This is a genomic window from Streptomyces sp. NPDC049837 (assembly GCF_040674455.1).
GTDB lineage: Bacteria > Actinomycetota > Actinomycetes > Streptomycetales > Streptomycetaceae > Streptomyces.
On the sequence record NZ_JBFAMP010000012.1, the window covers coordinates 100412 to 115092 of the forward strand.

The following is a 14681-nucleotide window of genomic DNA, read 5'->3' on the forward strand; positions in this document are numbered from 1 at the left end:
TCACGGGTGAGCGGTCGGCTCACATCATGTCTTCGATCTCCGCGGCGATCGGGTCGGCGTCGGTGCCGATGACGACCTGGATCGCGCTGCCCATCTTGACGACGCCGTGCGCGCCGGCGGCCTTCAGCGCGGCCTCGTCGACCAGGGCGGGGTCGGCGACCTCGGTACGCAGGCGGGTGATGCAGCCCTCGACCTCTTCGATGTTGTCGATGCCGCCGAGCCCGGCGACGATCTTCTCAGCCTTGCTGGCCATGTCTCTCTCCCTGCGTTCGGCGCACCTAGGTCTTTCGTCACGGTAACGCACGGTTGGCCCATCTTCGCGGGCGCATTACCCGGTTGTACCGAAGGATGACGATCACCACCGCCCACGATATCGCAACTGGTCTACACCAGTCTCGCCAGGAGACCAGGAGGACGCCGATGAGCTCCGACAGCGCGGCCGCACCGAAGCAGAAGCGGTGGACCGGTGCCTTCCAGGGGCTGCAGAAGATGGGCCGCAGCCTCCAGCTCCCCATCGCGGTGCTGCCGGCGGCGGGCATCCTCAACCGGCTGGGCCAGCCGGACGTCTTCGGCACCGACGGGCTGGGCTGGGAGAACGTCGCCAAGGTGATCGCGGGCGCGGGCGGCGCCCTCCTCGACGCCGACCTGGGCCTCCCGCTCCTCTTCTGCGTGGGCGTCGCGATCGGCATGGCCAAGAAGGCGGACGGCTCCACCGCGCTCGCCGCCGTCGCCGGCTTCCTGGTCTACCGGGGCGTGCTGCGCGCCTTCCCCAAGGACTGCCCGCCGGGCACCACCGACGTCAACGGCGGCTGCCTGGGCGCGGACGACACCTTCGTGGCGTACACGTACCAGAACCCCGGCGTCTTCGGCGGCATCATCATGGGCCTGCTCACCGCCTTCTTCTGGCAGCGGTACCACCGCACCAAGCTGGTCGACTGGCTGGGCTTCTTCAACGGCCGCCGGCTCGTCCCGATCATCATGTCGTTCGTCGCCATCGCCTTCGCCGTGGTGTGCCTGTTCGTCTGGCCCCCGGTCGGCGACGCCCTGGAGGACTTCAGCGACTGGCTGGTGGGCCTCGGGGCATGGGGCTCGGGCCTCTTCGGCGTCGCCAACCGGGCGCTGCTGGTGATCGGCCTGCACCAGTTCCTGAACGTCCCCGTGTGGTTCCAGTTCGGCACGTTCACCAAGCCGGACGGCACGGTCGTGCACGGCGACATCAGCATGTTCCTGGCGGGCGACCCGGACGCGGGCCAGTTCACCACCGGCTTCTTCCCCATCATGATGTTCGCCCTCCCGGCCGCCGCGCTTGCCATCACGCACTGCGCCAAGCCGCACCGCCGCAAGGAGGTCGGCGGCCTGATGCTCTCGGTGGCGCTCACCTCGTTCGTCACCGGCATCACCGAGCCGATCGAGTACTCGTTCCTCTTCATCGCCCCGGCGCTGTACGTGATCCACGCCCTGCTGACCGGCGTCTCCATGGCCGTCACCTGGGCGTTCGGCGTGAAGGACGGCTTCAGCTTCTCGGCGGGCCTGATCGACTACGTCATCAACTGGGGCCTGGCCACCAAACCGTGGCTGATCATCCCGATCGGCCTGGTCTTCGCGGTCGTCTACTACGTGATCTTCCGGTTCGCGATCACCAAGTTCGACATCCCGACGCCGGGCCGCGAGCCCGAAGAGGCGGAGACGGACGTCACCAAGCCGTAGCGCCTGCGGCGTTACCGAATCGCAAGTTCCTTATACAACGCTCACCGTGCTACAACAGGTCTACACCACTACTGGTGTAGACCACGCGGCGCTGCCGCGCTTCCTTGAGACGCCGCCACCCCCATTTGATCATGCCAGGCGGCGCCTTGCCCACCTGGAGGAACTTGATGTCCACGGCCAGCGCCGCCCCCGCGGCGGAGAAGAAGAAGGGCGCGGGCGTGATGTCGGTCATGCAGCGCATCGGCCGCAGCCTCATGCTGCCGGTCGCCGTGCTGCCGGCCGCCGCGCTCCTGGTCCGGCTCGGCAACGACGACATGCTGGGCCGCGAGTCGTTCCCGGCGTTCATCACCAAGATCGCGGGCTTCATGGCCGCGGGCGGCAACGCCATCCTCGACAACATGGCGCTGCTGTTCGCCGTGGGCATCGCCATCGGCTTCGCCAAGAAGTCGGACGGCTCCACCGCGCTCGCCGCTGTCGCCGGTTACCTGGTCTTCAAGAACGTCCTGGGCACCTTCACCGACCCGAACCTGCCCAAGGTCGGCAAGGTCGTCGATGGCAAGGTCGTCATGATGGAGGCCCCGGTCGACGCCAAGGTGCTCGGCGGCGTCGTCATGGGCATCGTGGTCGCCCTCCTCTACCAGCGCTTCTACCGCACGAAGCTGCCCGACTGGGCGGGCTTCTTCGGCGGCCGCCGTCTCGTCCCGATCCTCTCCGCCTTCGCCGGCCTGATCATCGGCATCGTCTTCGGCTACATCTGGCCGGTCCTCGGCACGGGCCTGCACAACCTCGGTGAGTGGCTCGTCGGTTCCGGCGCCGTCGGCGCGGGCATCTTCGGTGTCGCCAACCGCGCGCTGATCCCGGTCGGCATGCACCACCTGCTGAACTCCTTCCCCTGGTTCCAGGCCGGTTCGTACGAGGGCAAGAGCGGCGACATCGGCCGCTTCCTCGCCGGTGACCCGACCGCCGGACAGTTCATGACCGGCTTCTTCCCGATCATGATGTTCGCCCTCCCGGCCGCCTGCCTCGCGATCGTCCACTGCGCCCGTCCCGAGCGCCGCAAGGTCGTCGGCGGCATGATGCTCTCCCTCGCGCTGACCTCCTTCGTCACCGGTGTCACCGAGCCGATCGAGTTCACGTTCATGTTCATCGCACCGGTGCTCTACGCGATCCACGCCGTGCTGACCGGTGTCTCCATGGCGCTGACCTGGGCGCTCGGCATGAAGGACGGCTTCGGCTTCTCCGCCGGAGCGGTGGACTTCGTCCTCAACCTGGGCATCGCGTCCAACCCGTGGGGCCTGGCCCTGGTCGGCCTCTGCTTCGCGGCGGTCTACTACGTGGTCTTCCGCTTCGCGATCACCAAGTTCAACCTCCCGACGCCGGGCCGCGAGTCCGACGAGGAGCTGGCCGAGCTCCAGAAGGCCGAAGCGAAGTAAGCGGCACCCCACGAAGAAGGCCCCCGGTCACCCGGGGGCCTTTCTCATACCTCGTACACCGCGCCCGCGTGCGCGAGCTCCGACGGCCCGTCGTACACCGCCCGCGCGTCCGCCAGATTCCGCTCGCCGTCCGTCCAGGGCGGGATGTGCGTGAGCACCAGCCGCCCCGCCCCCGCCCGCGCCGCGTGCGCGCCCGCCTCGCGGCCGTTCAGGTGCAGGCCGGGGATGTCCTCCTTGCCGTACGTGAAGGACGCCTCGCACAGGAAGAGGTCGGCCCCCGCCGCGAGCGTGTCCAGCTCGTCGCAGACACCCGTGTCACCCGAGTACACGAGGGACTTCCCCCCGTGCTCCACCCGGATCCCGTAGGCCTCGACCGGGTGGCAGACCTTCTCCGTACGCACCCGGAAGGGGCCGATGTCGAACGAGCCGGGCTTGAGCGTGTGGAAGTCGAACACCTCGCTCATCGACTTGTCGGACGGCGTGTCCGCGTACGCCGTCGTCAGGCGCTGCTCGGCGCCGTCGGGGGCGTACACCGGGATCGCCGGGCAGCGGCCGCCCTCGTGGCGGTAGTAGCGCGCGACGAAGTACCCGCACATGTCGATGCAGTGATCGGCGTGCAGGTGGCTGAGGAAGATCGCGTCCAGGTCGTACAGACCGATGTGGCGCTGCAACTCGCCCAGGGCGCCATTGCCCATGTCGAGGAGCAGCCGGAAGCCGTCGGCCTCTACGAGGTAGCTCGAACAGGCCGATTCCGCGGACGGGAACGACCCCGAGCAGCCGACGACGGTGAGCTTCATGGAGCGTGAACCTCCGAGGACGGGAGCCGGGCAGGCGCTGACAGGGGAGGTCGTGCGGTTTACCGAGCGTAAGGCGCGGCGGGCCGGGTCGCTCCTCCGCAGTGGCCCCTTGTGGTCGAACTCACCCGCGCTGTCACCGGTTCGGGCGGGTAGCGTCCGGAGGTATGGACACGTCCTGGTGGCTGGCGCTCGGCGCCGTCGTGGTGATCGCGCTGGTCGCGGCGGTCTCCGACGCGACGGGGCGCGGGCGCCGTCCGGGCGGCCGGACGCGCCCGCCGGCCCGCCCCGGCGAGCCGCCGCCCGGCCGGCGTCCCCGGCCGGGTGAGATCTGGTGGGCGGACGTCCCCTACGAGGACGGTCCCGGCTCCAAGGACCGCCCGTGCCTGGTCCTGGCGGTACGCGGGGACACGGCGCTCGTCGCCAAGATCACCAGCCGCTACCGGGACGAGCGGCCGGGCGTGATCGCCCTGCACCCCGACGCGGTGGGCGACGCGCGGGGCCGCCCGAGCTTCCTGGAGACGGACGAGCTCCGCGACGTCCCGCTCTGGCACTTCCGCCGCCGCGCGAGCCAGGTGGACCCCCTGGTCTGGGACCAGGTGCGCCACCTGTCGGCGTAGGTTCCGGGTGGAGCCCACCCGTGATCCGCACCCGGCCGACGGCCGGGGTGGGGCCGTGCAGGGTCGCCCCGCAGCGGTTGGCGGCGAGGGGTGGGCTCCCTGCTGGGCGAACCCAAGGCCGCCGGCCGCGAGGAGGTGAGCCCGGAGGGGCCCCGCCCCCACCCACCCGGGGTGACCGCACCCCCACGACCCGCACCCGGGGCACCGGGAACGGGCACCGCCCCGGTCCGTTGTGCCCAAACGCGGGGCCTACGCCCAGAGCTGGCCCTGGAGGGTTTCGATGGCTTCTTCTGTCGTCGCGGCGGTGTAGACGCCCGTCGACAGGTACTTCCACCCGCCGTCGGCCACGACGAAGACGATGTCCGCGCTCTCGCCCGCCTTGACCGCCTTCTTCCCGACGCCGATCGCCGCGTGCAGCGCCGCGCCCGTCGAGACGCCCGCGAAGATGCCCTCCTGCTGGAGGAGCTCCCGGGTGCGGGTCACCGCGTCCGCCGACCCCACGGAGAAGCGGGACGTGAGGACGGACGCGTCGTACAGCTCGGGGACGAAGCCCTCGTCGAGGTTCCGCAGGCCGTACACGAGGTCGTCGTACCGCGGCTCGGCGGCGACGATCTTCACGTCCGGCTTGTGCTCCCGCAGGAAGCGGCCGACGCCCATCAGGGTGCCCGTGGTCCCCAGCCCCGCCACGAAGTGGGTGACGGACGGCAGGTCGGCCAGGATCTCGGGCCCCGTCGTCGCGTAGTGCGCGCCCGCGTTGGCCGGGTTGCCGTACTGGTACAGCATCACCCAGTCGGGGTGCTCCGCGGCGAGCTCCTTCGCGACCCGTACCGCCGTGTTGGAGCCGCCCGCCGCCGGGGACGAGATGATCTCCGCGCCCCACATGGCGAGCAGTTCGCGCCGCTCCTGGGAGGTGTTCTCGGGCATCACGCACACGATGCGGTAGCCCTTGAGCTTGGCCGCCATCGCGAGCGAGATGCCCGTGTTGCCGCTGGTCGGCTCCAGGATGGTGCAGCCGGGCACGAGCCGGCCGTCCTTCTCGGCCTGCTCGATCATGTGCAGGGCCGGACGGTCCTTGATCGAGCCGGTGGGGTTGCGGTCCTCCAGCTTGGCCCAGATCCGCACGTCCTCCGAGGGGGACAGGCGCGGCAGCCGGACGAGCGGGGTGTTGCCGACCGCGGCGAGGGGCGAGTCGTAGCGCATCAGCGCATTCCGCCGGCCACGGCCGGGAGGATCGTCACGTTGTCGCCGTCCGACAGCTTGGTGTTGATGCCGTCCAGGAAGCGGACGTCCTCGTCGTTCAGGTAGACGTTCACGAAGCGGCGCAGCTCGCCGCCGTCGACGATCCGCTCCTGGATGCCCGTGTGCCGGGTCTCGAGGTCGGCGAAGAGGTCGGCGAGGGTTTCCCCGCTGCCCTCGACGGCCTTGGCGCCGTCGGTGTAGGTGCGGAGGATGGTCGGGATGCGGACCTCGATGGCCATGGCGTGGGCTCCTGTCGGAAGCGGAAGGTGAGTCACGAGAAGCGGGGCAGGCAGGGCGTGCTGCGTGCGCGCACGGACGGTTGCGCGCACAGGTGCGTGGGTGCAGGCGGAACGGAGTGGTGCGCGGGCCGGGCCGCTCAAGCGGCGGCGCCGCGCGGACACATCGCGCTGGCGAGGCGGCACAGGTCGACGTGCAGCCGCGCCACGAGCAGCACGGTGCCCGGCGTCTGTTCGCTCACGTCGATGGAAACCATGCGGTCATCGTATCGATTCCCGGTCCGGCATTCGGAGTGTGATCTCGCATGGTGGACGTTTTCCGCCCACGACACGAGACGGACCACTCAGTACGCCTCGACGACCTGGACCTCTTCCTCCGTGATCTCGCCCTCGACGATCCGGTAGGACCGGAACTGGAACGGCCCGGCGCCGTCCGTGTCCGCAGTCGAGACCAGTACGTAGTGCGCGCCGGGCTCGTTGGCGTACGACACGTCCGTGCGCGACGGGTACGCCTCGGTCGCGGTGTGCGAGTGGTAGATGACGACCGGCTCCTCGTCGCGGTCGTCCATCTCGCGGTAGAGCTTCAGCAGGTCGCCCGAGTCGAACTCGTAGAACGTGGGCGAGCGGGCGGCGTTGAGCATCGGGATGAAGCGCTCGGGGCGCCCGGAGCCGGCCGGGCCCGCGACCACGCCGCACGCCTCGTCCGGGTGGTCCTCGCGCGCGTGCGCGACGATCTGGTCGTACAGAGCCCGTGTGATGGTCAGCATGCGCATCAGGATAAGCAGACGGGCCCGCCCGTACCGAAGGTCGGTACGGGCGGGCCCACATCGTGGACAGGCCACGGGACGAGCTACCGCTTGAACGCCGCGTTCTCCGGGTTGCGGCTCTTGAGCACCAGGTAGGAGACGCCCAGCAGCAGGCCCCACAGCGGGGCGCAGTACAGGGAGACCCGCGCACCCTCGTCGATGCCCATCATCACGATCACGCCGAAGATGAACAGCAGCGCGAACCAGCTCGTGAACGGGGCGCCGGGGGCCTTGAACTCCGACTCCGGCGCCTCGCCCCGGGCGACGGCGCGCCGGTAGCGGATCTGGGAGATCAGGATCATGATCCACGCCCACATACCCGAGATGGTCGCGAAGGAGACGACGTACTCGAAGGCCTTGCCGGGGGCGACGTAGTTGATCCAGACGCCGACCAGCATCAGCGCCGCCGAGAAGGTGGTGCCGAGCAGCGGGGTGCCGGACTTCGTCAGCTTGGTGAAGACCTTCGGACCCTGGCCGTTGAGCGCGAGGTCGCGCAGCATGCGGCCGGTGGAGTACATGCCCGAGTTGCAGGAGGACAGGGCGGCCGTCAGCACCACGAAGTTGACGATGGCGGCACCGATGCCGAGGCCCATCTGCTCGAAGGCGGCGACGAACGGCGAGACGCCCGGCTTGAAGTGCGTCCACGGCACGACCGACAGGATCATGATGAGCGCGCCGACGTAGAAGACGGCGATCCGCCACGGCACGGTGTTGATGGCCTTCGGCAGGGTGACCTTGGGGTCCTTGGACTCGCCGGCGGTGACACCGACCAGCTCGACCGCGAGGAAGGCGAACATCACGATCTGGAGGGTCATCAGCGTGCCGCCGATGCCCTTGGGGAAGAAGCCGCCCTCGGACCAGAGCATGGTCATGGACGCGGTGTCGGCGGCGTCGGAGAAGCCGATGGTGAGGATGCCGGCGCAGATCAGGATCATGCCGATGATGGCGGTGACCTTGATCATCGAGAACCAGAACTCCAGCTCGCCGAAGAGCTTCACGGAGATGAGGTTCGCGCCGTACAGGATGATCGTGAAGACCAGGGCCGAGACCCACTGCGGGATGTCCCACCAGTACGTCATGTAGGTGGCGGCCGCGGTGACCTCGGTGATGCCGGTGACGACCCAGAAGAGCCAGTACGTCCAGCCGGTGACGAAGCCCGCGAAGGGGCCGATGAACTCACGGGCGTACTCGGAGAAGGAGCCCGAGACGGGGCGGTACATGAGCAGCTCGCCCAGCGCCCGCATGATGAAGAAGATGACGAGGCCGGCGATGGCGTACGCCAGGATGAGGCTCGGTCCGGCCTTGGAGATGGCCTTGCCCGCACCGAGGAAGAGCCCGGTGCCGATGGCTCCGCCGATCGCGATCATCTGGATCTGACGGGCCCCGAGGCCCCGCTGATAGCCCTCACCCTCGCCGGATGCGGCCCCCGCGGCCTCACTGCCGTCGTGCTGCTTGTCGACCTGCACTGAGGTCATGGTTGTGCGCCTTTCTCCACGCTGATCCGCGTCGTTCGCACTGGACTGCGCGTGACTGCGGATCAGGTCCTGATCCCCCCGGATATGGATGGAGTGCCACCGGCGGTCTGCCGGCCGTAGCGCACCCGGGCACAGGGGTGGCGTGCCCGGGCGATTCGAGAAGGTTTATCACGGTCGCAACAGTGATCGACTCACGCGGGAGTGACACACGCCACAGGGAAAAGCGGACAAACGACACCTACGGCCGCAATGAAGGGCGCGCAGGTAACCCGATCGTTATACGGATTTGAGCGTCCGCTGAGCGAACGAAGGTCACACGGGGGTCACATGAGGGCCCGGCCTCACATGAGGGTCTCGACCAGTGTCTCCTGGAGGGCGCCCAGCCACAGGTACGCCATGACCATCGGCTTGCGCGGGTCGGAGTCCGGCAGCCGGTACAGCGCCTCGTTCTCGTCGTCGTCCCGGACGTCGAGCCGGGTGCCGATGGTCAGCCGCAGGTCGTTGAGCGCGCCGAGCCAGTGGCGGGCCTCGTCGGCCGTCAGCTTCAGCACCGCCCCGCCCTCGCCTGCCACGCTCAGCGAGTCCAGGCTCCGTACGACGGTGAGGGCGTCCTCGCGCTTGCGGGCGCGCAGGTCGTTCTCGGTGTAGCGGCGGAACTCGGCGGACGCGGCACGCAGCTCCTCGTCGCCGTCCTCGTACGCGTTGGGGAAGAGGCGGGCCAGCGCCGGGTCGGCGGGCGGCTCGCTGGGACCCTCGCGGAACAGCTCGGCCAGCGGGTCCTCGCCCTTGGGCGGCACCTCGCCGGGGCCGATCAGCTCCAGGAGCTGGACGGCCAGGGAGCGGAGGATGGAGATCTCGACCTCGTCGAGCGGCACGGCCGCGCCGCCGCCGGGCAGCGCCTCGAAGTGCCCGCTCATCAGGTGCGGTCCTGGGAGAGGGTCGCCCACAGTCCGTAACCGTGCATGGCCTGCACGTCCCGTTCCATCTCCTCGCGGGTGCCGCTGGAGACGACGGCCCGGCCCTTGTGGTGCACGTCCAGCATCAGCTTGTGCGCCTTGTCCTTGGAGTAGCCGAAGTACGCCTGGAAGACGTAGGTGACGTAGCTCATGAGGTTGACCGGGTCGTTGTGGACGATCGTCACCCAGGGCACGTCGGGTTCCGTGACGGCGAATTCCTCTTCGGCCGCTTGGGTGCGTTCGATCTCTGCGGGAGCAACACTCACCTAGCCCATGCTGCCACTCAGGGTGGGGGGTCGCACAAACGGGGTTCGTACGATCCGGCCGGGAAATCGTCACTCTGACGAGTATTCGGGGTAGCATCGTCGTATGAATGCTGCGGATCTTGGGCTGCCGGTGGACGTGCCGTCTACCGCACTCTTCACCGACCAGTACGAGCTGACGATGCTCCAGGCGGCACTGCGGGGCGGCACGGCCGACCGGCGGTCGGTCTTCGAGGTGTTCACCCGGCGGCTGCCCGAGGGGCGGCGCTACGGCGTCGTGGCCGGCACCGGCCGCGTGCTGGACGCCGTGGAGAACTTCCGCTTCGACGCGGGCGTCCTCGGCTTCCTCCGTGAGCGCGGCATCGTCGACGAGCCGACGCTGGCCTGGCTCGCGGACTACCGCTTCGGCGGCGACATCTGGGGCTACCCCGAGGGCGAGGTGTACTTCCCCGGCTCGCCGATCCTGCGCGTCGAGGGCTCCTTCGCCGAGTGCGTGCTGCTGGAGACCGTGATCCTGTCGATCCTCAACCACGACTCGGCGATCGCGGCCGCCGCCTCCCGGATGTCCGCCGCGGCCGGCGAGCGGCGGCTGATCGAGATGGGCGCCCGGCGCACGCACGAGCTGTCCGCGGTCGCCGCGGCCCGCGCCGCGTACGTGGGCGGCTTCTCGTCCACCTCCGACCTGGCGGCGGGCTTCCGCTACGGCATCCCGACGGTCGGCACCTCCGCGCACGCGTTCACCCTGCTCCACGACACCGAGCGGGACGCCTTCCGGGCGCAGGTGGACTCCCTGGGCCGGGGTACGACACTGCTCGTCGACACCTACGACGTGGCCGAGGCGGTACGCACCGCCGTGGAGATCGCCGGGCCCGAGCTGGGCGCGGTGCGCATCGACTCCGGCGACCTGCTGCTGGTCGCGCACCGGGTGCGCCAGCAGTTGGACGAGCTGGGTGCGCGCGACACGAAGATCGTCGTCACCTCGGACCTGGACGAGTACGCGATCGCGTCGCTGGCGGCCGCGCCGGTCGACGCGTACGGCGTCGGTACGCAGCTCGTGACCGGCAGCGGTCACCCGACGTGCTCGATGGTCTACAAGCTGGTCGCCCGCGCCGAGTCGGCGGACCCGAAGGCGCCGCTGCGCTCGGTGGCGAAGAAGTCGCTGGGCGGCAAGCTGTCGATCGGCGGCCGCAAGTGGGCGGCGCGGCGCCTGGACGCGGACGGGGTGGCCGAGGCGGAGGTCGTCGGCACCGGCCCGGTGCCCGTCGGGCTCGCGGACCGCCAGCTCCTGGTCGAGCTGGTCAAGGGCGGCGAGGTGGTGGCGCGCGAGCCGCTGGAGGCGGCGCGGGAGCGGCACATGGCGGCGCGGGCGGGGCTGCCGATGTCGGCGATCCAGCTCTCCCGGGGCGAGGCCGTCATCCCCACGGAGTACGTCTGAGACGGCGGCGTCGCGGGCGGTGGTGCCCCCTCCCGCGGGGCCGGGTAAGTCTCTAGGCTCGACCCCATCCCCCGGAACCACGCTCGAACGTCCGGCCGACCGCTCTTTCACCGACCGCTCCCCCACCCGAAGGACAACCGCCATGCACCGCGCATTGATCGTCGTCGACGTACAGAACGACTTCTGCGAGGGCGGCAGCCTCGCGGTGGCGGGGGGCGCGGATGTCGCCGCCGCCATCACGGACCTGGTCGGCGAGGCCGCCGGGGCCGTCTACCAGCACGTCGTGGCCACCCGCGACCACCACGTCGACCCCGGCGACCACTTCTCGGACGCGCCCGACTACGTCCGCTCCTGGCCGAGGCACTGTGTGGCCGGTACGGAGGGGGTGGGCTTCCACCCGAACTTCGCGCCGGCGGTCGCGTCGGGCGCGATCGACGCGGTGTTCGACAAGGGCGCGTACGCGGCGGCGTACAGCGGCTTCGAGGGCACCGACGAGAACGACGTGCGGCTGGCCGACTGGCTGCGGGAGCGGGAGGTCACGGAGGTGGACGTGGTGGGCATCGCCACCGACCACTGCGTGCGCGCCACCGCCCTGGACGCGGCCCGTGAGGGCTTCCGCACCCAGGTGCTGCTGGACCTGACCGCCGGGGTCTCGGCGGAGACCACGGAGCGGGCCCTGAAGGACCTCAGGGACGCGGGCGTGGAGCTGACCGGCAAGCCGGTCGTCTGACGCCCGCACCGGCGTCTAGGAGGCGCTCGGGGCGCCCCAGGCGCGGGACTGGGGGAGCAGGGCGCGGATGGGGTGCCAGAGCTCGGTGTGGGACTCCGGGACCGTGCGCCAGAGCAGGCCGTCGGGGTGGTGGAGCACCGCGGTGATCTCGTCCGGGGTGGGCGGGTGGGTGTTGCCGCGCAGGTAGACCGCTCGGAGGCCCAGGTTCCGCAGCCGGGTCAGGGCGCGGGCGCGGTTGGCCGCGTGGACCAGGACGCGGACCGTGGAGCCGTCGCCGACCGGGCTGGGCAGGCTCAGGGCGACCACGACCTTGCCTCCGGGCAACTTGGTGAAACCTCCGCCGGGCATGCGAAACCACTCCCCCGTGAGATGGTGTGTCAATAAGAAAGGGTCACCACGCACCTAAACAGAATCGGCCGCCGCCCGCTAGGGGGCGACGGCCGATCATGCTTTGACCTGCGGTAATGCCTTTTACTTGGTCGACGGGCCGACCTGGACCGTGATCGTCTGGCCGTTCTTCGGCTGCTTGACGATCGCGATCTTGGTGTTGGTGTCAGTTACCTTGACGCCCGCACGCGGGTTCGACTCGTACCAGTAGACACCCTTGCGGTCGTCGAAGACCGGGACACCCGGCTGGGACGCGACCTTGGCCGCGACACCCGCCTTGTGCAGGGTGAGGCCGTTCGTCCGGTAGAGGCTGAACGGCGAGTCGTAGGACTGGATGCGGTTGCGCATCAGCGTGCCGTCCGCCCACTTCGTCGGCGTGGCGTGGGCGTCGACCGGAAGGATCAGGCCCTGGCCCGGGTGGACGGCGGTGTTGTTGTCCTTCTGGGAGGTGTCCCACTGCCAGACCATCAGGCCGGTCTGGTACGGGTAGTGCTCCACCCAACTGTCCATCGGCGCCGCGAAGCCGAAGTTGTACGGGCCGACCTTCAGGGTCTTGTCGTACGAGACGTACTGGCGGTTCTCGGCGATGTAGTACTGGTCGTACTCGTTGGTGAAGGACTCGCCGATCCGGGAGAAGCCCTTCGCGGTCCAGCCGTTGTCGCCGCTCTCGGCGTTGTCCGAGAAGACCGCCGCGCCGTCGGCCGTCAGCGTGATGGAGTCGGCCGTGAAGCCCTTGCCGCCCGCGCCGCCGTCGGTCTGGTAGCGGAAGCGGAGGTCGAACTTCTTACCGGCGTACGCGTCCAGCGGGTACACCAGCTTCTGCCACGAGCCGGAGACGTCCGTCAGGGCCGGGGCGCCGCTGGCGTCGGCCGGGATGGCCTTGCCGTTGGCCGTGCCCGCCAGGGCCGTCCAGTTCTTGCCGCCGTCGGTCGACACCTCGGTGTAGAGGTAGTCGTAGTCCTTCTCGATGTCCCACCAGCCGTCGAGCGTGAGCTCGGCCTTGGCCTTGCCGGTGAGGTCGACGGAGCGGGTGAGGGTGTTCTTGAGGTCGTCACCCATGTCGCTCCACCACTGCGTGGCGCCCTCGGCGGGCTTCACGACCGGGGTGGTGACCTTCTTCTTCGGCAGCTCGACGACGAGGGCCTGCGGGTTCTTGGTGTTGTACTCCGCGACGCCCAGCGTGTGCTTGGACTTGGTCGCCGCCTTGGCCTTCTCGTAGTTGAGCCAGCCGAGCTGGAGCTTGTCCCACGCGGTCATGTCGCCGGGCAGGTCACCGATCGAGTCCTTGCCGGTGCCCAGCCAGGAGCCGGACGACATCAGGGACCAGAAGCCGGTCGAGTTCTCGGCGCCCGCCTTGCCGGAGGTGTCGTACAGGTCCGGCAGGCCCAGGTCGTGGCCGTACTCGTGGGCGAAGACACCGAGGCCGCCGTTCTCCGGCTGCATCGTGTAGTCGCCGACCCAGATGCCGGTGTCGCCGATCTGCGTACCGCCGGCCTTGTTGTTCGCCGGGCCGGTCTTGCCGGCGTCGGTGCCGTACGCGTACCAGCGGTGGGCCCACAGCGCGTCGCCGCCCTGGGCGCCGCCGCCCGCGGACTCGTCCTCGCCGGCGTGGACGATCTGGAAGTGGTCGATGTAGCCGTCGGCCTCGTTGAAGTTGCCGTCGGCGTCGAAGTCGTAGCGGTCCCACTGGTCGTACTGGGCGAGCTGCGCCTTGATCTCGGCGTCCGTCTTGCCGGCCGCCTTCTGCTGCGCGGTCCACGCGGTCACACCGTCGCGGACGGCGTCCCAGACGTTGGAGCAGTTGCTGTTGCCGCAGTAGTTCGAGCCGTAGCGCGCCTCGTTGTACTCGACCTTCACCCAGTCGGAGACCGCGCCGTCGACCGAGTACCGGCCCGAGGAGGTCTTCTCGTAGTAGGTCTTCAGGGACTGCTTCTGCTGGCCGGTCTTCTTGTCCTTGCCGGTGCCGAAGTACAGGTCCTGGAAGTGCTGCTGGTTGTAGTCCTTCTGCCAGGCCGTCGAATTGTCCTTCGTACGGTCCGGCTCGGCTATCTGATTGTGCAGCGGGCCGGGCGTGCCGCCGTACTTCGGCTTGAGCGTGTGGTCGTCGCCGTCGTCCGCCCGGTCGATCAGCGTCGTGTTGTCGACCTTGTCGCCGAACTCGACCAGGATCGTGAAGATCTTGTCGGTCTTCTCGCGGCCCAGCTCGACGTACTTCTTGTCGTCGAGCCTGACGACCTTGGAGGCACCCCTGCGCTCCACCTTGAGGTCGCCGGCCAGCACCTGCTCCAGCGCCGCCTCGCGCGCCTGAGCCTGCTGCTTGCTGAACGGGCCGTCGAGGTCGTGGTCGACCTTGGCGGCGTGGTCGTGTCCCGGGGCCCCGTGTCCCGGGTCGTGCGCGCCCGGTGCCGGGTCATGGCGTTCGATGCCGTTGGTGGGGCGGTTGTCGGCCTGCGCCGTCGTGAGGGCCGAGGCGGTCGCGGCGGTGGCGGCCAGCGCCACGATCACCGCGGACGCTCTGAACGCCCGTCGTCTGCTGGTCACTTGATCTTGTCCTCCCCGCGCCCGCGAACCGCGGATGGGGGGTCGATGTGATATCCGCG

Annotated in this window: 16 protein-coding genes; 5 read left to right on the forward strand and 11 right to left on the reverse strand. The window is 69.5% G+C overall.

The window, feature by feature from the left end; translation table 11 throughout:
- Positions 1 to 19 precede the first annotated feature (19 nt).
- Positions 20 to 253 carry a glucose PTS transporter subunit EIIB gene (locus AB0J57_RS28370; protein ID WP_031076305.1) on the reverse strand — a complete coding sequence of 78 codons (234 nt, stop codon included), beginning with the start codon at positions 251 to 253 and terminating at the stop codon, positions 20 to 22.
- A 167-nt stretch (positions 254 to 420) separates the two neighbouring features.
- Here AB0J57_RS28370 and AB0J57_RS28375 point away from each other — a divergent pair, with 167 nt between their 5' ends.
- On the forward strand, positions 421 to 1707 hold the full coding sequence (locus AB0J57_RS28375; protein ID WP_366131172.1) for a PTS transporter subunit EIIC: 1287 nt from the start codon (positions 421 to 423) through the stop codon (positions 1705 to 1707).
- Positions 1708 to 1874: 167 nt separating this feature from the next.
- Entirely contained in the window at positions 1875 to 3140 is a 1266-nt protein-coding gene (locus AB0J57_RS28380) for a PTS transporter subunit EIIC (RefSeq protein WP_366131173.1), read from the forward strand.
- Between the two features lie 44 nt (positions 3141 to 3184).
- Here the strand turns inward: AB0J57_RS28380 and AB0J57_RS28385 are convergent, their stop codons facing one another.
- Entirely contained in the window at positions 3185 to 3937 is a 753-nt protein-coding gene (locus tag AB0J57_RS28385; RefSeq protein WP_366131174.1) for an MBL fold metallo-hydrolase, read from the reverse strand.
- Positions 3938 to 4101: 164 nt separating this feature from the next.
- Here AB0J57_RS28385 and AB0J57_RS28390 point away from each other — a divergent pair, with 164 nt between their 5' ends.
- Positions 4102 to 4554, forward strand: a complete 453-nt coding sequence (locus AB0J57_RS28390) for a type II toxin-antitoxin system PemK/MazF family toxin (RefSeq protein ID WP_366131175.1) — start codon at positions 4102 to 4104, stop codon at positions 4552 to 4554.
- A gap of 249 nt (positions 4555 to 4803) precedes the next feature.
- On the opposite strand, the gene AB0J57_RS28395 is transcribed toward AB0J57_RS28390, so the two are convergent.
- From AB0J57_RS28395 to clpS, 7 genes are all read right to left on the reverse strand, one after another.
- Entirely contained in the window at positions 4804 to 5754 is a 951-nt protein-coding gene (locus AB0J57_RS28395; RefSeq protein WP_366131176.1) for a cysteine synthase, read from the reverse strand.
- Positions 5754 to 6032: a MoaD/ThiS family protein gene (locus AB0J57_RS28400; RefSeq protein ID WP_366131177.1), complete on the reverse strand. Its 279-nt coding sequence runs from the start codon at positions 6030 to 6032 to the stop codon at positions 5754 to 5756. The genes AB0J57_RS28395 and AB0J57_RS28400 overlap by 1 nt, the downstream gene beginning before the upstream one ends.
- 137 nt (positions 6033 to 6169) lie before the next feature.
- Positions 6170 to 6286: a putative leader peptide gene (locus AB0J57_RS28405; RefSeq protein ID WP_023588470.1), complete on the reverse strand. Its 117-nt coding sequence runs from the start codon at positions 6284 to 6286 to the stop codon at positions 6170 to 6172.
- An 87-nt stretch (positions 6287 to 6373) separates the two neighbouring features.
- Positions 6374 to 6796: a M67 family metallopeptidase gene (locus AB0J57_RS28410; RefSeq protein WP_351808889.1), complete on the reverse strand. Its 423-nt coding sequence runs from the start codon at positions 6794 to 6796 to the stop codon at positions 6374 to 6376.
- An 83-nt stretch (positions 6797 to 6879) separates the two neighbouring features.
- On the reverse strand, positions 6880 to 8310 hold the full coding sequence (locus AB0J57_RS28415) for an amino acid permease (protein WP_366131178.1): 1431 nt from the start codon (positions 8308 to 8310) through the stop codon (positions 6880 to 6882).
- Positions 8311 to 8651: 341 nt separating this feature from the next.
- Entirely contained in the window at positions 8652 to 9227 is a 576-nt protein-coding gene (locus AB0J57_RS28420; RefSeq protein ID WP_366131179.1) for a DUF2017 domain-containing protein, read from the reverse strand.
- The gene (gene clpS / locus AB0J57_RS28425; protein WP_366131180.1) at positions 9227 to 9532 is read right to left on the reverse strand and encodes an ATP-dependent Clp protease adapter ClpS; all 306 of its coding nucleotides are present in this window, start codon (positions 9530 to 9532) and stop codon (positions 9227 to 9229) included. Before clpS ends, AB0J57_RS28420 begins: the two co-directional genes overlap by 1 nt.
- 103 nt (positions 9533 to 9635) lie before the next feature.
- Between clpS and AB0J57_RS28430 the strand changes: the two genes are divergently transcribed.
- Together AB0J57_RS28430 and AB0J57_RS28435 are read left to right on the forward strand one after the other, a co-directional pair.
- On the forward strand, positions 9636 to 10964 hold the full coding sequence (locus AB0J57_RS28430; protein ID WP_366131181.1) for a nicotinate phosphoribosyltransferase: 1329 nt from the start codon (positions 9636 to 9638) through the stop codon (positions 10962 to 10964).
- A 142-nt stretch (positions 10965 to 11106) separates the two neighbouring features.
- Entirely contained in the window at positions 11107 to 11694 is a 588-nt protein-coding gene (locus tag AB0J57_RS28435; RefSeq protein ID WP_366131182.1) for an isochorismatase family protein, read from the forward strand.
- Positions 11695 to 11709: 15 nt separating this feature from the next.
- Here AB0J57_RS28435 and AB0J57_RS28440 read toward each other — a convergent pair whose 3' ends face one another.
- Together AB0J57_RS28440 and AB0J57_RS28445 are read right to left on the reverse strand one after the other, a co-directional pair.
- Entirely contained in the window at positions 11710 to 12042 is a 333-nt protein-coding gene (locus tag AB0J57_RS28440) for a hypothetical protein (protein WP_366131183.1), read from the reverse strand.
- A 123-nt stretch (positions 12043 to 12165) separates the two neighbouring features.
- Positions 12166 to 14622, reverse strand: coding sequence for an immune inhibitor A domain-containing protein (locus AB0J57_RS28445; protein ID WP_366131184.1), 2457 nt, complete (start codon positions 14620 to 14622; stop codon positions 12166 to 12168).
- Between the last annotated feature and the right edge of the window lie 59 nt (positions 14623 to 14681).